A 19,972-nucleotide genomic window follows, 5' to 3' on the forward strand; every position below is an offset into this window, starting at 1 on the left:
GCTAGGAAAGGCTCGATATCGAGGCCGCACTGGTCTCGTCGAGCACACGCAACACGTTGTTGCCCATCAGCTTTGCCAAGTCCTCCGCGGACCAACCGCGTTCCGCCAGACGGTCTATCAACACCGCGAAACCGGATACGTCCTGCATACCGTCCGGAAAGTCGTCGAACCCATCGTAGTCACTACCCAAACCGATGTGATCGATGCCCGCGACGTCTCGGGCATGCTCGACGTGATCGGCCAGATGGTCCACCGTCATCGCCGGCCGTGGGCCGACCCGCCCGCCTTTGAACCACTCGTTGTACTCGGAGGAAAGGAACATGGGCACAAAGGCGATCATGATGACCCCGCCGTTGTCCGCGAGCAGCCTCATGACCTCGTCGGGAACATTGCGGGGGTGACCGCATAGCTGAGTGCAGGACGAATGGCTGAAGATCACCGGCGCCGACGACGTCTCGATGGCATCTCTCATCGTTTCCACCGAGACGTGCGACAGGTCGACGAGCACGCCGAGCCGGTTCATTTCGCGCACGATCTCGCGACCGAAGTCGGTCAGCCCGCCGTGTACTCGAGTGTCCGTCGCGGAGTCCGCCCACCCGGTGTTGTCGTTGTGCGTCAGAGTCATGTACCGAAGACCAAGGCGCGCCATCATTCTCAGAACGCCGAGCGAACTGCCGATGCTGTGACCGCCCTCCGCACCCAACAATGACGCGACCTTGCCCTCGCTCCAGATGCGACGCACGTCGTCACCGGTGCGCGCGAATTCGAAAGTATCCGGGTACCGCTCGATCATCCGGTACACGTAGTCGATCTGCTCGAGTGTGTACTGAACAGCCTCGGCCTCCGTCCTGTCACACGGGGTGTAAACCGACCAGAACTGCGCACCGACGCCACCGCGACCGAGTTTGTCGATGTCGGTTTGGAATATGGAATCCTTCTCCAGATTTTCCACCGAGTATGCGGCAGTTTCGCGAGCCGTCCATGCCAGATCGTTGTGACCGTCGATGACCGGCGCAAGGCCGTAAGCATCCAGTGCCGCTGGGTGATTCACGTCCGGAAAAGGAGCGAGAGGTTTCAACATGAGTTTTCCTCGAGAAAGTAGTGCGGGCAGGTCGAGGGCCCTCATCGCCCTCGACCTGCCCGAGATTTCATTCAGCGGAGAGAATTATCTCGCCGCGGCTAGTCGGAAATCTTCTTGAAAAGCCGTGTCATGTACAGATATTCCTCGCCATCGATCGTGAGGTGAGCCATCTCGCCAGAAGCGCTCTCGTTACTGATCGAGAACCGGGAAGCAGACAGAGGCACGACCTTGGTGGGCGGGGCCGGCGGCTCGCCGTCGATCTCGACCTTGGCGAAGTTCTGAACCTGGAATCCGCCGTCGTCGCCACGCGTGAGTTCGATTCGAACGGTTGTCGATTCATAGGTCCCGAGAATGTGAGACAGATCGATGTCTGCTGCATCCGGTTCGGACTTCGGCTCCGGCAGAACGAGATCGAGTTCCTTAGCGATCTCCTTCTCGATGTCGTGAGCCAGGGCGCCGCCACCACGCGAGTTGGTGACAACTGCCATGGCCAGGCCGAGCTCGGGGAAGGTGTGAAAACGAGTGATCTGGCCGATCGTCGCACCACCGTGCTGCGCGGACGTCACACCGCCCCAGTCGGACAGGATCCAGCCGAGCCCCCAGGCCTGATCGACGCTCGAGACCGCAGTCAGGTCGAACTGTGGGGTGCGCATCAGACGCGCGGATTCTTCGGACAGGATGCGTTCACCCGTCAACGCGAGGCCGTCACGCATGTGTGCAGCACCGAAGGTCAGAAGCGAGCTGACGGATCCGGTGATGATCCCGGCCGGACCGATACCGCGCGGAAGCAGCCACTGCTTGGTCGGAACCACCTTGTCCGGCGACGTCCGATCCGGGTTCGCCACATGACCGACGGCGGTGCGGAACAGCGGGGCATCCTTGGCCTTGGTGATGATGTGCGTCAATCCGAGTGGCTTCCAGAGGTATTCGACCAACGCCTCGTCCCACGTCATCTCACGAAGAACCTCGACGATACGGCCGGCAACGGCAAAACCTGCATTGCTGTAACTCAGATGCCCGCCGGGCTCGGTGACGCTGATCGCGGTCGCGAGTTCGTCGACGTACTTCTCGACGCAGTCGTCGCCGTCGCCGGTGTCGTTGAACAGGTCTCCGTCGATACCGCTTGTGTGCGTGAGCAACTGGCGGATCGTGATTTCCTTCGTGTTGGAAGGATCCGCGATCGTGAACTCCGGAAGCACCTCCACCACCAGGGTGTCCAGCGTCAGCTTGCCCTCGTCGACGAGCTGCATGATCAGCGTCGTCGTCCAGATCTTGCTCGCGGATCCGTACTGGAACAGGGTGTCGGCGTCGACGTCGACACGCGTGTTCAGGCTCGTCACTCCGGTGGTGATGACACGGATATCCGCTGCACCGTCTTCGCCCAGCGCGATCACACCGACCTGCGCGCCAGGTACCGAATGCTTGGCTGCCAGTTCGTCGAGGCGTTCCTGCCACTTCGGGGCGACAAGTAGGTCCTTGGGCAATTCGGTCACAGGTCGAACTCCTTCGATCATGGAAGCCAGTGGCGTAGACAGCGTTGCTGCGATCCGCTCAGGTCTCACTCGTCGGGAAGTGAGGTTGCGGAAGCAATAACCGTCCACCCATGATCTCAGTGTGCTCGCAGTCACGTCCTGGTCGATTGCACCGAACTCGACCCCGAAAATGGTGCGATCGGACGAGCCTGCGTTCAGGACTCGCCACTCGAAACGATCAGCGCTCGAAGGTTCCTTCCAAGCGATTGCGTGAACCGGGGTGGATCAAGCGCGCCGCACTGACCAACCCGTTGGCCGACCAGGTGCGGCGGCGAATCAACAGACACGGTTCCCCTCGATCGATGCGGAGCAGCTCGCATTCGTCCGGGCTCCCTAGCACTGCTTCCACGACGTGCTCGCCGCGAACCAGAGGCGCAACGTCACTCAAGTAGTTGTTGGGGGTGATCGCGGTGAAGTCCTGGCGCAGATAGTCGGGCGCCTCGTTCGGATTCACGAACCGGTCTTCCACCTGAATCGGGGTTTCGTCCTCGAAGTGCACCATCAGCGAATGGAACACCCGTTTGCCCACCGATTCACGAAGGAACGTCTGCCCGTGGTCGGTTTCTTCCTCACGAACGAACACGACCTCGGTTCGATGACGGTGGCCGCGGCGCTGAATCTCGTCGGCGATGTTCTTTACTTCGAACAGCGGGGACGCGGTCTTCGTGGCGGCGACAAAAGTACCGACCCCCATCATCCGCACGATCAGACCGTCGCTGGTGAGTTCACGAAGCGCTCGGTTGATCGTCATACGTGACAACCCAAGCGCACTGACCAGTTGATTTTCCGAAGGCAGCTGATCGCCTTCGGTCCACCGCCCCGAATTGATCTGCGAGACCACGAGGTTCTTCACCCGTTCGTACGCAGGGGCGGACTCGCCGCCTGCCTCGTTGAACAGCACGGCGAGTTCTGCGTCCACTTCAGCAATCGCCATCGCCACCACCCGTTCGTCGAAAACCACCGAGTCGGTTCTCCCGGTCGGCCTTCGAAGTCTATCCGTCTCGCGCACCTTTCCGATCAATCCGCGGGCGTCCGCGCCGGGCCTAGCCCACCATGCGCCGCAATTGGCTCGTCGCAACCGAAAGCGCAGCAAGATCGTGTTGCCCCGATGCCTCGATCTCGGCGAGCGCGAGAGTCGACCTCTCGATTCTCGACGCATTCCTTTCTTCCCACCTGGAGAGTTTTTCCGCTGTCGAGTCACCCGCTTCCGCGTCGGCCAAGACGTCGAGGGTCAAGGCCCGCACCGTCGAGTACAACTCGTCCCGCAGCGACAACCTCGCCAATGCGTTCCATTTTCCGTCCTTGCTCAATGCCGACACTCGATTGAGCATCGGGACGAGCCCAACATGCTCACCGAGCCGGAAGTAGAGTTCACCGGTCTCCGAGATAGTGCGATCGGCGAGGTCAGCGATCTCCACCACATCGAGCAGTCCGAACTGATCGAGCAAGATCTCCACTCGCCTGACCAGGTTCTCCGGCGCGCCCTTGTCCGTGATGAGGACCGTTCGCGCAGCCAGGTTCCGCTGATCTGCGCCTACCAGCCAGTCATCGAGCTCGGTCGACGCCTCCGCGATGCGATCACCGAATCTGCTGATCTCGGCCCCGACGGCCAGCGGTTGCGGCCGACGCGTCAGCATCCACCGTGACGCCCGGTCGAGCAGTCGCCTGGTGAGCAGGATCAACTCGTCGGATACGGCGGTCGAGATCGAGGCTTTGCTGATGTCGTGCCACAACTTCCACAGTCCGAACACCTCGGAAACCACGGTGAAGGCACGTACCGCGTCTTCCGGATCAGCGCCGACCTCTTCACCGAGCCGATACGCATAGGTGATGCCGCCCCGATCGATGACGTTGTTCGTCAGCACGGTCGCGACGATCTCGCGCCGCAATGGGTGCCGGTCGAGAGCGTCGCCCCCTGCATCTCGAACGCCCTCCGGAAAGTAGTTCACCAGCGCCTTGCGGTAGATCTGGTTGTCGATCGAGCTTCCCGCCAACAGCGTGGACTTCAGATCGAGTTTGACGTGGGCCATCAGTGTGGCGAGTTCCGGCGACGTCAGCCCCGTTCCCGTCTTCTCGGCCGCGGCGAACTGCTTCTTGGTCGGAAACCCTTCGATGACGCGGTCGACGATTCCGCGAGATTCGAGGTTCGAAATCACTCTGCCGTGCACGCCGATCATTGCCCCCGCATCCGCACGCGTGGTGCCCATCAGTTCGTTCTGTGAACGGTTGTCTGCAAGAACGAGTTCGGCGACCTGATCGGTCAACGATTCGAGCAGTGCGTCGCGATGTGAGTCCGCGACGACGCCTGAGCTGATCAGGGAGTCGAGAAGGATCTTGATGTTCACCTCGTGATCGGAGCAATCGACTCCCGCGGAATTGTCGAGGGCGTCTGTATTGATCCGTCCGCCGATACGCGCGTATTCGATTCGTCCTGCTTGGGTGAGGCCGAGGTTGCCTCCTTCACCGATCACACGTGCACGCACTTCGTTGCCGTTCACCCGAACCGCGTCATTACTCTTGTCGCCGACTTCGAGGTCGGACTCACCGGAGGCCTTGACGTACGTTCCGATGCCGCCGTTCCACAAGAGATCTGCCGGGGACCGCAGAATCGCCCGAACCAGTTGCGGTGGAGTCAGTTCGGTGACGTCGGCGTCGAGACCCAGTGCCTGTCGCATCTCGTCACTGATCGGAACGCGCTTCGCCGAGCGTTCCCACACTCCGCCACCCGCACTGATCAAGGTCGGGTCGTAGTCGGCCCACGACGATCGTGGGAGCGAGAAGAGACGTGATCGCTCGTCGTACGAGCGCTCAGGTGACGGGTTCGGGTCGACGAACACGTGCCGATGATCGAACGCCGCGATGAGACGAATGTGCTTGCTGCACAACATACCGTTGCCGAAGACGTCACCACTCATGTCTCCGATCCCCACCGCGGTGAAGTCGTCGTGCTGGGTATCGACGCCGAATTCCCGGAAGTGCCGCTTGACACTCTCCCAGGCGCCCTTCGCCGTGATACCCATGGCTTTGTGGTCGTAGCCGACCGATCCGCCGGATGCGAAGGCGTCGCCGAGCCAGAATCCGTACTGCGCGGCAACGTCGTTCGCGATGTCGGAAAACTTTGCAGTGCCCTTGTCCGCGGCGACAACAAGATAAGTGTCGTCCCCGTCGTGGCGAACGACCCTTCGCGCCGCGACAACGGCGCCGCTCTGTTTGTCGACGTTGTCGGTCAGATCGAGTAGTCCGCGAATGAAGGATCGGTAGCACTCGATCCCGGCCACCAACGTGGCTTCTCGGTCCGCGTCTACACCCTGTCCTGGAACCGGCGGGCGTTTGACGACAAATCCGCCCTTCGCACCGACAGGCACGATGACCGCGTTCTTGACTGCCTGCGCCTTCACCAATCCCAGGACCTCGGTGCGGAAGTCCTCTTTCCGATCCGACCAGCGCAAGCCGCCGCGGGCAACCGTACCGAAGCGAAGGTGCACACCTGCTACATCGGGTGAGTACACGAATATCTCGAACTTCGGTCGAGGGAAGGGCAATACGGACAGCTTCTCCGAATCGAACTTCAACGAGAGTGCGCCGAGCGATTCGGTGCCATAAACGAAGTAGTTGGTACGCAACGTGTTACGGACCAGCTCGGACAACGCGCGCAGGATCCGATCGGCGTCGAGTCCTTGCACTTGTGCCACGGCTGTTTCCACCTCCGCTGCTGCACGCGCACCTCGATCTCCGTCTACGACGTCGGGATCGAAACGGCTCTCGAACAATTCGCACAGACCGGCGGCGATCTCGGGATGATCGGCAAGTACCTCGGCGACGCGACTGGTGCTGTACGGAAATCCTGCTTGCTGCAAGAACTCCGCGTATGCCCGCAGCACCACTACTTGTTTCCAACCGAGTCCGGCGATCGCGACAAGTTCGTTGAACGAGTCCGGCTCGGCGGAGCCGTTTCGAACCGCGGCAAACGTCGCCGCGAACCGCGCGGCAAAGTTGTCGAAGCCTTCGACCGGCGCACTCGGATAGTCGAGCGTGAACTCGTAGATCCAGGACTGTTCCGAGCCTGCCGAGACGAGCTCGTACGGACGCTCGTCGACCACGTCGACCCCCAGGCTCTGCAATACGGGCAGCACCTCGCCCAGCGAGAGCGGGTCACCCGATACGTACAGCCCGAGTCGGTGAGTACCGGGTCCGTCGACAGATCGGGCCAACCGTGGGCTCACCTCTCCGAGTTCGAGGCCGTCGAATACCGCCATGTCCTCGGCGGCGCGGACGGCGTCGAAATCCTGCTTGTATGCCACCGGAACTTGCTCGGCGAACTGAGCACGCCTGCGCTGCTCGTCGTAGTGCGAAGCATCCAGAACGAATCGCTCGTCCCACGTCAGGCACGCGTCGACGACGAGATCCCGAATCTCCCGCGCTTGTCGCGCCGATGCAAAGTTCGCGCCGCCGCCGACTGTGGCCGTGAAATGCACGACAGCCAAGGGAGATTCCGATACTCGACTGGAGAACTCGATGGTGCGGGCACCAAGCGCCTCGGCGAGTACCGACTCGGCCGTTGTTCTGATCGTCGTACTGAATTTCTCGCGCGGAACGAACAGCAAAGCCGACAGCTCCTGGTCTTGCCCCGTCGTCGGAGAGCATCCCACGGGTTGCAGGAACAGATGGAACGACGTGCGGCCGTCCACAGAAGTGAGTTCGTCCAGTGCGTCCGCAATTCGGGCCGGGTCGGCGGCAAAGAGGACTGTGATCGGAATCGACTGAATCACCGCCAGCATCGATTGTCCGACAAACGAATCCACGGTGGATCCGGAGGCGTCGAAGATGTCTGCGACGCGCCCTCGCACGAGGGGGGTCCGCCTGACGTCTGCGACAAGTCCGGTCGAGGTGAAGGACCCGATGAATCGGTATTCACGGTCACCGACTGACACGTCGATCTCTGTGGCGTATGCGGATCCACCGAACCCTTGCCCGAGGTACACCACTCCGATCGCGAGGGGCACTGCCTTCGAATCCGAAGAGCCGGTTGGATCGGGGAGCACGCCGAGGGTGTACGGCTCGTGCCTGTCGATTGTTCGCGCACCGCCGACGACACTGAAGTTTCCGGCACTGCACCACTGGAGGAAGTCAGCTTCTTCGGCGTGACCGCCCGAGGCCAGTTGCCCGCGCGCCTCGTCGACGAGATCCCGCAGGGGCGAGGTATCGCGGAAGGCACGCGCGATACGGTCGAGGATTCCGGCGACGTCATCAGCGATCACCTGCGCCTGCGCGTCCGAACAATGTGCGGGTAGTCCTATGTGGATCCATGATTCGGCACGCTCCCCGACCCGGGTGTCTTCAGTGCTGTGCGCCGGTTGCACGACTGTGCGAAGCACTGGGTGCACCACGAATTCCGGCTCCATGCGCGCGCGGGCAAGTGTCGCCAGAACCGCTTCGACGAGCTGCGGCATGTCGTCGCCGACGTATTGAATTGCCGGCCCGTCCCCCAGCTCCCCGGCCGGCGCGAGTCTCGAGATCGACGAGTTGTGTCCCCGTCGGCGCGAAAGATCCATGTGCGCGGCGACCATCGCAAGCTTGCGGTCTTCGGCGAGCGCCGCGTATCGATCAGCCGACAAGCCCTCGAAATACCTACTGCACACCCTCCTCACATTCTCGGAGTCCGGTGTCGTGTCGACTGAAACGAGGCTCATGTCAGCACCTTCCGCCGAAAGCCACGCTGCTTCCGACTTGTAGTGGGTTCGATCCGCGATCAACTTGTCTATACAGGTTTAGACAAGTTGATCATTGCAGAACGTGAGCCGCGACACAACAGCTCCACCCCTGGACAAATTCGCCACCCTCAGCCATAGTCAGTCGTGCCAACTAGTGGCAATTAGATTCCATTAGATGAAATTCGTGAACTACCTCGCTTCGAAGGAGCCCCCGTGACCACCCAGACCGCGCACGACATCGACAGCGTTGATCTCGCTGAGTTCCGCAGCACCGTCCGAGCCTTCGCCAACGCCGAGATCCAACCCGGAGCAGCCGCACGCGACGAATCCAAAGAGTTCCCGGCGCAGCTGGTCAAGCGCCTCGGACAGCAGGACCTCATGGGCATTTCCGTGCCGGAGGAATTCGGCGGTCTGGGCCTGTCGACACGAACCCAACTGGTCGCCATCGAAGAAGTTGCACGCACCGACGCCGCACTGGCATCGATTTACACCGCGCACTACCTGGGCCTCGAGCCGATTCTCGTCGGCGGTTCCGAAGAGCAGAAGCACCGCTGGTTGCCCCAGCTCGCGTCGGGCGAACTGCTGGCCGGATTTGCACTCACCGAACCCGACGCCGGCTCCGACATCGCCTCGATGCGTACCGTCGCTCGACGCGAGGACGACGGCTGGCATCTCTCCGGATCCAAGACGTACATCTCCAACGCGAAGGAAGCCGACCTGGTCGTGCTCTTCGCCAAGACGGACCCGAGCGCAGGATTCCGCGGCATCACCGCCTTCGTCGTCCCCAAGGGCACTCCGGGAATCAGTTACTCGGAGCCGCAGGACAAGATGGGAATTCGTTCGGCTCCGACATACACCGTCTACCTCGACGACGTCGTGCTGCCGCTCGACTCGGTGATCGGCACCGAAGGTCGCGGCGGCAACATCGCCTTGACCGCCCTGAACCGAGCACGCATCGACGTAGCGGCAATGGCAAACGGCATCGCTTTGCGCGCTTGGGAACTGGGACGCGAGTACGCAACGGAGCGAAAGCAGTTCGGCACGCCGATCTTCGACTTCCAGGCAATCCAGCTACTCCTCGGTGGCTGCGACGCGCAACTGGTCGCGTCACGCGTCACCGCAGACTGGGCCGCCGACGTCAAGGATGCCGGTCAGGACATCCGCCGCGCCGCATCGATTTCGAAGTACGTCGCCACCGAGGCCTGCTTCTCGATCGTCGATCAAACCGTACAGATCCATGGCGGCGCAGGTTTCATGCGCGAATCGGAAATCGAACGCCTGTACCGCGATTGCCGCATTCTCCGCATCTTCGAGGGCACCTCGCAGATCCAATTGCTCACCATTGCCGGCAATGCTCCGTCGCCGCGTTCCACCGATTTCTGAAAGGCACGGACATGTCTGCACTACCCCCACTCGACGGCATCCGGGTCATCGACCTCTCGCGCGTCCTCGCCGGACCCTACTGCACCGCACTGCTTTCCGACGCCGGTGCGGACGTCGTCAAGATCGAATCCGAACACGGTGAAGACTCGAGGCACCTCGGCCCGTTCCGCGACGGTGAAAGCATCTACTTCAACGTGCTCAATCGTGGCAAGCGTTCGGTGGCACTCAACCTCAAGAACGACGAGGACCGTGAGGCGCTGCTGACGCTCATCGAGACCGCCGACGTCGTCGTGGAAAACTTTCGCCCGGGCGTCACCAAGCGCCTGGGAATCGACTACGAGGCTGCGCGGGCTCGCAATCCGCGGATCGTGTACGCGTCCATCTCCGGTTTCGGCCAGGACGGGCCCATGTCCGGCGCCGCCGCCTACGACCTTGTAGTCCAGGCTCTTTCGGGAATCATGAGCATCACCGGTTCGGAGGAATCCGGGCCGACACGGTTGGGTGAGTCGTTCGGAGACCTGGTCGCCGGGCTGTTCGCTGCCTGGGGAATCAGTACCGCCCTGCTGAGTGCACGGGCGACCGGACTCGGGCAGCACCTTGACGTCGCGATGTTCGACAGCATGCTCGCCATGCTGCCGACAGCACACAGCCAACTGCAATCCACCGGGCTCACTCCCCCACGCGTCGGTAACCGTCATCCGGTGTCAACACCGTTCGACACCTATCGGGCCGACGACGGACTCTTTGTCCTCGCGGTTGCCAGCCAATCCGGCTTCGAGAAATTGGCGCAGACGATGAATCGCATCGACCTGATCGCAGATCCTCGATTTGCCGACGACACCGCCCGGACCGAGAACGAGCCGGCACTGCGCAAGGAGATCGAAAACTGGGCTGCCGGAAAGACCGTCGCCGACGTGGTCGGCATTCTCGGCGACGCGGGCCTCGCCGGCTCGGAGATCTGGGACGTCCAGCAGGCACTCACCTCCGCACAGGCCGAGTATCGCGGAGTCGTCGAATCGTTCGAGCACCCGGTAGCAGGAAAGATCTCCTACGTACGACAACCCGTCGTGTTCGGTGAGAGCCGACGCCCCGATGTCCGCCGCAGTCCCCTGCTGGACGAGCACCACGGTGAGGTACTGCCGGGCTCGCGATAGATTCAGCGCAGACATCCCTCGGCACTTGGAGTAGGACATGGCCCCCGGCGACGTGACCCGCAGCGCGAATCGCACGTTCGAACTTCTCGGTGCGATCGTCGAGCACGGCGGATTGACGCTCGGCGACGCCGCCAAGGCAACCGACCTGGCAACCAGTACCGCCCTTCGCCTGATCAGAAGCCTCGAACAAACCGAGTTCGTCGTTCGCGGCGAGGACAACGTCTATCGCGTCGGCCCGCGGCTACTGCAGATCGGAGCTCGCGCTCTCGGCGACAATCAACTGTTGCCGAGAGCCCGGCCCGCGATGAAGGCCATCGCCGAAACCACGAGGGAATCGACCTACCTGTCGACGATGGGACCGAAAGACACTGCGCTGTATCTCGATCAGATCGAGGGCACGCACGCGATCCGCCACATGGGGTGGGTGGGACAGAGCGTTCCCCTGGACGGCACCGCCGTCGGCGCAGCGTTGAGCGGCAAGGTAGGTGAGAGCGGGTACGCCATTGCGCACGACACCATCGAGGATCACTCGACCGGAGTTGCCGCGCCGATCTACAACGCAGTCGGTCAGATAGCCGGAGCGCTCAGCGTCGTCGGCCCGACATTCCGTCTGACGGACGAGGTCTGCGCCAGCCACGGTCGCGTCTTGGTGGAGCACTGCGCACGGTTGTCCGCGGAACTCGGCAGCCAGGCACCCTGAGCACTTGGCGATTCAGTCTCGTATCCGAGCGCTTGGCGATTCAGTCTCGTATCCGAGACAATGTGGTTCCCCGCTCCGGATTTCCTACCTACTCGTAAGGACACACCCCACATGACGACGAGTCGCGTGAAATCTGCTGAGCGCGTGCTCGACGTGCTCGATCTCCTGGCCCGCCGGGGTGTGCCGCTGGCGACGGCCGAAATCTCGAGCGCCCTCGACCTGCCGAAGAGTACGACGCATCATCTACTCAATGTCATGCGAGATCGACGGTTCGTCTCGTACTGGGCTGATCAACGCGCCTGGACCCTGGGTGTCTCGGCGTTCGAAGTCGGTGCGTCGTACATGCGCTCGGGCCCACTTCACCGTGAGGGCCAACGATTCATGCTGGCACTCACTCAGTCGACGGATGAGACGTCCCATCTCGCGGTACTACAGGGGTCTGACGTCATCTACCTCGACAAACGTGAACCACTGAAGCCGGGCGTGCGATTGGTGACCGAAATCGGGACTCGCCTTCCAGCGCATCTCACCGCAGTCGGGCGCGCGATTCTGAGCCGTCTGGACGTGGAACAGATCAGCGCGCTCTACGAGGGATACACCTGGCCGACGCGGACCGGAACGGGACCGTCGACGCTCGCCGAACTGCGAGAACTGCTCGCCGCAGCACGAGAGAGCGGATATGCGGTCGAAGAGAATGCGACGACATCCGGGATCAATTGCATCGCCAGCCCCGTGATCACGCGGGACGGTCGTCCGGTCGCAGCTCTCGGCGTCACCTTCCTCTCCGGCTCCAAATCGGCCGAGGAGAGTGCCCTGATCGCCGACCGAGTGCGCGCCGTCAGCGCCGAGTTCTCCGCCGATCTCGGAGATCGAATGGTGGAGACCCCGCCCGCAGACATGTAGCCAATTTCTCCGTTCCGTACTTTGCGGGCCTTGTTTTCGTCTCATATTCAAGACTAGAGTCTCGTATACAAGACTTGCTGGAACACCGCCGCATCATCATTGGAGTCCCATGAACGCCACCCCTGCCACCCATACAGCCACCCGAACCATTGAGGTCGGAATCGGCGCTGTCACCATCGCCGACGTCGTCGACGTCGCGCGCAACGGTTACGGCGTCGCATTGACCGCGGAATCACTGACCGCGATCGCCGAAAGTCGTGCACGCATCGAGGCCCTGGCCGCAGATCCCACGCCGGTCTACGGGGTTTCCACCGGATTCGGCGCACTTGCCACCCGGCACATTCCGGCGCATCTGCGGACGCAGTTGCAGCGCAGCCTGATCCGCTCACACGCGGCAGGTTCGGGACCGGAAGTCGAACGCGAAGTGATCCGGGCCTTGATGCTTCTGCGCCTGTCGACGCTCGCCACCGGAAGGACCGGAGTGCGCCCCGTGGTCGCACAGGCGTACGCCGACCTACTCACCGCAGGCATCACCCCGGTGGTGCACGAATACGGCAGCCTCGGATGCTCGGGAGATCTGGCACCACTGGCTCATGTGGCGATGGCAATCATCGGCGAAGGTTCCGTCCGCACCGCCGACGGTGAACTCACCTATGCGGCAACAGCATTGGCTGCCCATGGCCTCGAACCGGTGGTTCTGGCCGAGAAAGAAGGCCTCGCACTGATCAACGGTACCGACGGGATGCTCGGCCAACTGGCCCTTGCGATCACCGATCTCGATCATCTGCTCAAGTTGGCCGACATCGCTGCCTCCATGAGCGTCGAGGGCTTGCTCGGCACCGATCAGGTGTTCGCCGCGGACCTCCAAACGCTTCGCCCCCACCCCGGCCAGGGCGCGGCCGCGTCGAACATGGTGCGTCTGCTTGCCGATTCCCCGATCGTCGCCAGCCATGCGGGCCCTGACTGCACCAGGGTTCAAGACGCGTACTCACTGCGGTGCGCACCGCAGGTCGCCGGCGGCGCACGCGACACCGTCGATCACGCCCGCCTCGTCGCCGGGCGCGAATTGGCCAGTGCTGTCGACAATCCCGTTGTCACCCTCGACGGACGGGTTCGATCCAACGGAAACTTCCACGGAGCTCCCGTGGCCTACGTCTTGGACTTCCTCGCCATCGTGACCGCGGATGTCGCGGGGATCAGCGAACGCCGCACCGACCGCTTCCTCGACGTAGCACGCAACCACGGTCTGACTCCCTTCCTTGCCGACGACCCCGGAGTCGACAGCGGACTGATGATCGCGCAGTACACACAAGCTGCCGTCGTGTCCGAACTCAAGCGACTCGCAAGCCCCGCCAGCGTCGATTCGATTCCCTCCTCGGCCATGCAGGAAGATCACGTCTCCATGGGATGGTCGGGTGCACGTAAGCTCCGCCGGTCCATCGACGGTCTTACCCGGGTTCTCGCGATCGAGATACTCACTGCAGCACGAGGAATCGATTTGCGCTCCCCACTCGAACCCTCACCAGCCACCGGAGCCGTCCTTCGGGCCCTCCGCGAGAAGGTGCAGGGGCCGGGCACCGATCGCTTCCTGTCCCCCGAGATCGAGGCCGCGGTGGACTTGGCGGCATCGGGTGCACTCGTTGCGGCCGCGGAGAACGCGATCGGCGTCCTGGTATGAGCGCGCCCGGAGCGCTGCGGCCTCGCCCCCGACCCGAAATCGAAGCACTCCCTCGATACTCCAAAGCCGCCGGCCTCGAGCAGGTTCGGTGGCGTGCGTCGAGCAACGAGTCGACGGTTGCACCCTCCGCGGCAATTCTCGAGGCCGTCAATCTCGCGGCCTCACACTCGCACTTGTATCCGTCGCTGTTCGGCGACACGCTGATCGCCCGGTTGAGCGACCGCCTCGGCGTCGGCGACGACCAGGTACTGGTCGGCGCCGGGTCGTTGGCGCTGCTCCAGCAGGTATTGACCGCATACACGGGCCCGGGCACCGAAGTCGTCTACCCGTGGCGCAGCTACGAGGCGTACCCGATTCTGATCGGAATCGCCGGGGCGAGCGGTGTACCCGTCGCACTCGATTCCGAACATCGGCACGATCTGAGTGCGATGGCGGCAGCCGTGACTCCGCAGACCCGCGCGGTACTCGTCTGCAACCCCAACAATCCGACCGGAAGCGAGTTCTCGACCGCCGAGTTCGTCTCGTTCGCCCGCTCGATCCCGGGTGACGTCCTCATCCTTCTGGACGAGGCTTACCGGGAGTTCGCGACCAGCGATGTCGACGGCGTCGACCTGCTTCGAGCCTTTCCCAACATCGTCGTATTCCGAACCTTCTCCAAGGCTTACGGATTGGCCGGCCTTCGGGCCGGCTATGCCATCACCAATCCGGCGATCGCAGCGGATCTTTCCAGCGCGGCACCGCCCTTCGGGCTCAGCGCCGTTGCCGAGGCCGCGGCCTGCGCAGCGTTGACCGATCCGGCGCACACCGATTCGATAGTCGAAACGGTAACCGCGGGTCGCGCTCACCTACGTGAGCAATTGGCTCTGCGCGGCGTCGAGACGGTCCCGAGCGGCGCCAACTTCGTGTGGATCCCTCTCGGCGAGAGAGCTTCTGCACTAGAAGCGGCTTGCGTCACCCAGGGTGTCTCGGTCCGGATGTTCCCTAGCGAGGGGGTGCGGGTCACCGTCGGCGAGCGGGCCGCAGAAGACGCCGTGATCTCAGCTGTGGACGCTCTCGCACAAAACCTTTGACCGACTGGAGATAAGAATGTCCGTCCACGAACTCGCTCGGTCGATCGGTTCGAGTCGCCTGATCACCGACCCGGCGGTAACGGACTCGTACCGTCGCGACGAGGCCCATCTCGCCGAACCCGGCCATCCGGCAGCCGTCATGCTCGCTGAAACTGCGGCCGACATTTCCGAGGCTCTGAAATGGGCTACTGCTCACCGTGTCCCGGTGGTAACCCGCGGTGCGGGAACCGGTTTGGCGGGTGGCGGGGCAGCCGTCGAGGGCTGCCTGGTCATCTCGACCACTCGCATGCGCTCGATTCTCGAGGTCAATCCGGACGATCAGCTGGCTGTCGTGGAAGCCGGGGTGATCAACGCTGACATCAGCCGAGCAGCAGACGAGTACGGGCTGATGTACGCCCCCGATCCGAGCAGCTTCGAGATCTCCACGATCGGCGGAAACATCGCCACCAACGCCGGTGGACTTCGTTGCGTGAAGTACGGCGTCACCCGCGATTCAGTCTTGGGTCTCGAGGTTGTGCTCGCCGACGGTCGGATCGTGCGGACAGGCCGAAGGACCGTCAAAGGTGTTGCGGGATACGACTTGACCAGTCTTCTCGTCGGTTCGGAAGGAACACTCGGAGTCGTCACGAGTGCCACGCTCAAGTTGCAGCCCAAGCCCAAGAGAGCACCGGTCACCGTCGTCGGCAGTTTCGATTCTCTCCGCTCCGCAGCGGACGCGGTTGCCGCGGTCGTTCGCGACGGGATCGGGCCGAGCCTGCTGGAGCTGATCGATCGAGCAACCCTTCGCGCAGTCGACGACTGGAAACGAATCGGGTTGGAAGACAACACCGCCGCGATGCTGATCGCACAGGCCGATGGGGTCGACGCCGACGCAGCAGCCGCGGCGATGCAGAAGCACTTCGAGCAGGCCGGCGCCGATTTTGTCGCCGTCTCACAGGACGCAGCAGAAGCCGCACAGCTACTCGAGATTCGCCGACTCGCCTATCCTGCATCCGAACGACTCGGGCAATGTCTGGTGGAAGACGTCGGGGTCCCGCGGTCGAAACTGCCCGACATGCTCGAAAGTATCGACCGGGCTGCCGCCGAGCACTCGGTCAAGATCATGACCGTCGCGCACGCGGGTGACGGCAACGTCCATCCGACCTTCGTCTTCGACCGCACTGCCGACGGCTCGGCCCCCGAAGCCGTGTGGACCGCCGCGGACGAGGTCTTCCGGCGTGCTCTCGAACTCGGCGGAACTCTGACCGGAGAGCACGGCGTCGGCGTTCTGAAGCGTCGCTGGCTCTCTCTCGAGCTCGGTGAGGACAGCATGCAACTGCACCGATCGATCAAGGCCGCGTTCGATCCACTCGGAATCCTCAACCCTGGTAAGGGTTTCTGATTCTCGAGCGGTGTTACACAGCATTTACGCGAAATCGGGTTTCAGGTATTGACGCCTGTATATACAGGCATATACATTTATCCGCAGTGACAGTGACCCAGCGCACAGAGCACCAGGCGCAAAGCACCAAGCACGAAGAAGGTGGGCAATACCCCGACGTCGATTCCGTCGCTCGACGGGCTCGCAGCAGAAAGACAGGCCTATGACTCACGATGGACCGGCCGAGGTCATCCTCACTCCGGAACGACGCACTATCGACGTCGTCCCGGATGCAGAACGACACGGCACCCCGCGCAGCCAGTTCACTCTCTGGTTCGGCGCCAACATGCAGATCACGGCAATCGTCGACGGTGCTCTCGCCGTCGTATTCGGCGCGGATGCCATCTGGGCAATCGTCGGACTTCTGATCGGCAACATCTTCGGTGGCGCTGTCATGGCGCTTCACTCCGCACAGGGCCCGCGCATGGGCCTCCCCCAGATGATCTCGAGTCGCGCCCAGTTCGGCGTCAAGGGAGCCGTCGTACCGCTAGTTCTCGTCATCCTGATGTACCTCGGCTTCGCTGCCACCGGCACCGTGTTGGCCGGCCAAGCCGTCAACAAGATCCTGCACATCGACAGCCCCACCGTCGGCATCGTCGTCTTCGGTCTCCTCACCGCATTCGTCGCGGTCACCGGCTACAAGCTGATCCACATCGTCGGCAGGATCGCCACCGTCGTGGGCATCGTCGGATTCTCCTACCTGGCCGTTCGACTGTTCCTCGAGTACGACGTCGCCTCGTACGTCGGTATCAAGGGCTTCGACATCGTCACCTTCCTGCTCGCGATCTCGCTGGGCGCCGGCTGGCAGCTCACGTTCGGCCCGTACGTCGCCGACTACTCGCGTTACCTGCCGCGCAGCACCTCCGAGAGCACTACCTTCTGGTCGACGTTCCTCGGTAGCGTCATCGGATCACAGTGGTCCATGACCTTCGGCGCCCTCGTCGCGGCCTGCGCCGGCGACGCGTTCCTGGGTAACCAGGTCGGCTTCATGGGAGATCTGGCCGGACCCGCTGCCATCGCCTTCCTGATCTACTTCGTCATCCTGGTCGGCAAGCTGACCGTGAACGTGCTCAACGCGTACGGCGGATTCATGTCGATCCTGACCACCGTCACAGCCTTCAACGGCCAGTCACGAATCTCGAGCACCGCCCGTACCCTCTACATTCTCGGTTTCACCGCTGTCTCGGTGTTGATCGCCATCGCCGCCAGCGCCGACTTCCTGGACAACTTCAAGAACTTCGTCCTGGTGTTGCTGATGGTGTTCACGCCGTGGAGTGCGATCAATCTGATCGACTACTACCTGATCTCCAAGGAGCGCATCGACATTCCGGCGCTCTACGACGTCAACGGTCGATACGGAGCATGGAACTTCACCGCATTGGCTTGCTACGCCGCCGGCGTTCTCGCCCAGATCCCGTTCCTCGCCCAGAAGATGTACACCGGCCCCGTCACGGACATGCTCGGCGGCGCCGACATCTCCTGGATCGTCGGCATCGTGTTCACCGGCCTGATCTACTACCCGCTCGCCAAGCGCACCAGCAATCCACCTTCGTCGATGATCTACCCCGATCACACCGCGATGACCGACTCTCGCGTCTGATCCCCCAACATCTTTCGAACTTCAGTTAAGCAAGGAGAACACCATGGAAATCAGCACCCCCGGCCACGAGCCGCGCCCCGTCCGTGCTCCCCGCGGCCCCGAGCTCACGACGCTCGGTTGGCAGCAGGAGGGCGCCCTGCGCATGCTCATGAACAACCTCGACCCCGATGTTGCCGAGCACCCGAACAGCCTCGTCGTCTACGGCGGAACCGGTCGCGCAGCACGTAGTTGGGCGGCATTCGACGCCATGGTCGCCACGCTGAAGACGCTGAAGAACGACGAGACCATGCTCGTGCAGTCCGGCAAGCCGGTCGGTGTCTTCCGCACCAACGAGTGGGCACCGCGAGTGCTGATCGCCAACTCCAACCTCGTCGGTGACTGGGCGAACTGGGAAGAGTTCCGCCGTCTCGAAGACCTCGGCCTGACCATGTACGGCCAGATGACCGCAGGCTCCTGGATTTACATCGGCACCCAGGGAATCCTGCAGGGCACCTACGAGACCTTCGGCGCCATTGCGAAGAAGCGCTACAACGGATCGCTCGCCGGAACGATCACGCTCACTGCAGGTCTCGGCGGAATGGGCGGCGCCCAGCCTCTCGCCGTCACCATGAACGACGGCGTCGCGATCTGCGTCGACTGCGACATCACCCGCATCGACCGTCGCATCGCCCACAAGTACCTCGACACCAAGGCCGACAGCATCGAGCACGCGCTCGAACTGGCGACAGCGGCACGTGACGCCAAGAAGCCGCTCTCCATCGGCCTCGAAGGCAATGCGGCAGAGATCTTCCCGGCTCTGCTGGAGATGAAGGCCCCCATCGACATCGTCACCGACCAGACCTCGGCGCACGATCCCCTCGCCTACCTGCCGATCGGGATCGACTTCCCCGACATGAAGATCATGTCGGAGAAGGATCCGCAGAAGTTCACCGAAGATTCCCGCAACGCGATGGCCGCGCACGTCAAGGCCATGGTCGGATTCATGGACGCCGGCGCCGAGGTGTTCGACTACGGCAACTCCATCCGTGACGAGGCCCGCAAGGCCGGCTACGACCGCGCTTTCGACTTCCCCGGATTCGTTCCCGCCTACATCCGCCCGCTCTTCGAAGAAGGTCTCGGCCCCTTCCGCTGGGCAGCTCTCTCCGGTGATCCCAAGGACATCGAGGCCACCGACAAGGCCATCCTCGAACTCTTTCCCGAGAACGAGCACCTGCGTCGCTGGATCACCATGGCAGGCGAAAAGGTTGCCTTCGAGGGCCTTCCGGCCCGCATCTGCTGGCTCGGATACGGTGAGCGCCACCTCGCGGGCCTCAAGTTCAACGAGATGGTCGCCTCGGGCGAACTGTCCGCGCCGATCGCCATCGGCCGCGATCACCTCGACTCGGGATCGGTCGCCTCGCCGTACCGCGAAACCGAATCGATGATCGACGGGTCCGACGCGATCGCCGACTGGCCGCTGCTCAACGCCCTGGTCAACACCGCGTCCGGCGCTTCGTGGGTTTCACTTCACCAAGGCGGCGGCGTCGGTATGGGACGCTCCATCCACGCGGGACAGGTGTGCATCGCCGACGGCACCGAACTCGCGGCCAAGAAGCTCGAAGCGGTTCTCACCAACGATCCCGGGATGGGCGTCATCCGGCATGCGGATGCAGGATACGACCACGCCATCGACACGGCGGCCACGCGCGGCGTCCGTATCCCGATGACCGAGAACTGAAACAGCTCCACCACCTCACACTG

13 protein-coding genes are annotated in these 19,972 nt (G+C 62.8%); 9 read left to right on the forward strand and 4 right to left on the reverse strand.

Annotated elements, in window-relative coordinates; genetic code table 11:
• Position 1: 1 nt before the first annotated feature.
• The 4 genes from FEZ59_RS10370 to FEZ59_RS10385 form a co-directional block, all read right to left on the reverse strand.
• Positions 2-1,081: a dipeptidase gene (locus tag FEZ59_RS10370; RefSeq protein WP_019745341.1), complete on the reverse strand. Its 1,080-nt coding sequence runs from the start codon at positions 1,079-1,081 to the stop codon at positions 2-4.
• Positions 1,082-1,179: 98 nt separating this feature from the next.
• Positions 1,180-2,574, reverse strand: coding sequence for a serine hydrolase domain-containing protein (locus tag FEZ59_RS10375; RefSeq protein WP_283568134.1), 1,395 nt, complete (start codon positions 2,572-2,574; stop codon positions 1,180-1,182).
• A gap of 217 nt (positions 2,575-2,791) precedes the next feature.
• Positions 2,792-3,547, reverse strand: coding sequence for a histidine utilization repressor (hutC, locus tag FEZ59_RS10380; protein ID WP_024487384.1), 756 nt, complete (start codon positions 3,545-3,547; stop codon positions 2,792-2,794).
• A gap of 109 nt (positions 3,548-3,656) precedes the next feature.
• Positions 3,657-8,303 (reverse strand): NAD-glutamate dehydrogenase domain-containing protein, encoded by a 4,647-nt coding sequence (locus tag FEZ59_RS10385; protein WP_242459770.1) that lies wholly within the window; start codon positions 8,301-8,303, stop codon positions 3,657-3,659.
• Between the two features lie 234 nt (positions 8,304-8,537).
• Between FEZ59_RS10385 and FEZ59_RS10390 the strand changes: the two genes are divergently transcribed.
• The 9 genes from FEZ59_RS10390 to hutU all read left to right on the forward strand — a co-directional run bounded on the left by FEZ59_RS10390 (position 8,538) and on the right by hutU (position 19,949).
• Positions 8,538-9,707: an acyl-CoA dehydrogenase family protein gene (locus FEZ59_RS10390; protein ID WP_019745344.1), complete on the forward strand. Its 1,170-nt coding sequence runs from the start codon at positions 8,538-8,540 to the stop codon at positions 9,705-9,707.
• 11 nt (positions 9,708-9,718) lie between these two features.
• The gene (locus tag FEZ59_RS10395; RefSeq protein WP_092764119.1) at positions 9,719-10,861 is read left to right on the forward strand and encodes a CoA transferase; all 1,143 of its coding nucleotides are present in this window, start codon (positions 9,719-9,721) and stop codon (positions 10,859-10,861) included.
• Positions 10,862-10,898: 37 nt separating this feature from the next.
• The gene (locus FEZ59_RS10400) at positions 10,899-11,561 is read left to right on the forward strand and encodes an IclR family transcriptional regulator (protein WP_020909174.1); all 663 of its coding nucleotides are present in this window, start codon (positions 10,899-10,901) and stop codon (positions 11,559-11,561) included.
• A gap of 111 nt (positions 11,562-11,672) precedes the next feature.
• A complete protein-coding gene (locus FEZ59_RS10405; protein WP_047888945.1) occupies positions 11,673-12,464 on the forward strand; it encodes an IclR family transcriptional regulator in 792 nt (263 codons plus the stop codon).
• A gap of 109 nt (positions 12,465-12,573) precedes the next feature.
• Positions 12,574-14,142, forward strand: a complete 1,569-nt coding sequence (gene hutH, locus FEZ59_RS10410) for a histidine ammonia-lyase (RefSeq protein ID WP_172932605.1) — start codon at positions 12,574-12,576, stop codon at positions 14,140-14,142.
• Positions 14,139-15,212 (forward strand): histidinol-phosphate transaminase, encoded by a 1,074-nt coding sequence (locus tag FEZ59_RS10415; protein WP_172932606.1) that lies wholly within the window; start codon positions 14,139-14,141, stop codon positions 15,210-15,212. The genes hutH and FEZ59_RS10415 overlap by 4 nt, the downstream gene beginning before the upstream one ends.
• A gap of 16 nt (positions 15,213-15,228) precedes the next feature.
• Positions 15,229-16,593, forward strand: coding sequence for an FAD-linked oxidase C-terminal domain-containing protein (locus FEZ59_RS10420; RefSeq protein WP_172932607.1), 1,365 nt, complete (start codon positions 15,229-15,231; stop codon positions 16,591-16,593).
• 202 nt (positions 16,594-16,795) lie between these two features.
• Positions 16,796-18,232 carry a cytosine permease gene (locus FEZ59_RS10425; protein ID WP_020909179.1) on the forward strand — a complete coding sequence of 479 codons (1,437 nt, stop codon included), beginning with the start codon at positions 16,796-16,798 and terminating at the stop codon, positions 18,230-18,232.
• A gap of 43 nt (positions 18,233-18,275) precedes the next feature.
• Positions 18,276-19,949 carry a urocanate hydratase gene (gene hutU / locus FEZ59_RS10430; RefSeq protein ID WP_172932608.1) on the forward strand — a complete coding sequence of 558 codons (1,674 nt, stop codon included), beginning with the start codon at positions 18,276-18,278 and terminating at the stop codon, positions 19,947-19,949.
• The last annotated feature ends 23 nt before the right edge of the window (positions 19,950-19,972 follow it).

The sequence above is a fragment of the Rhodococcus sp. MS13 genome, assembly GCF_013277835.1.
Taxonomy (GTDB): Bacteria; Actinomycetota; Actinomycetes; order Mycobacteriales; family Mycobacteriaceae; genus Rhodococcus_F; species Rhodococcus_F erythropolis.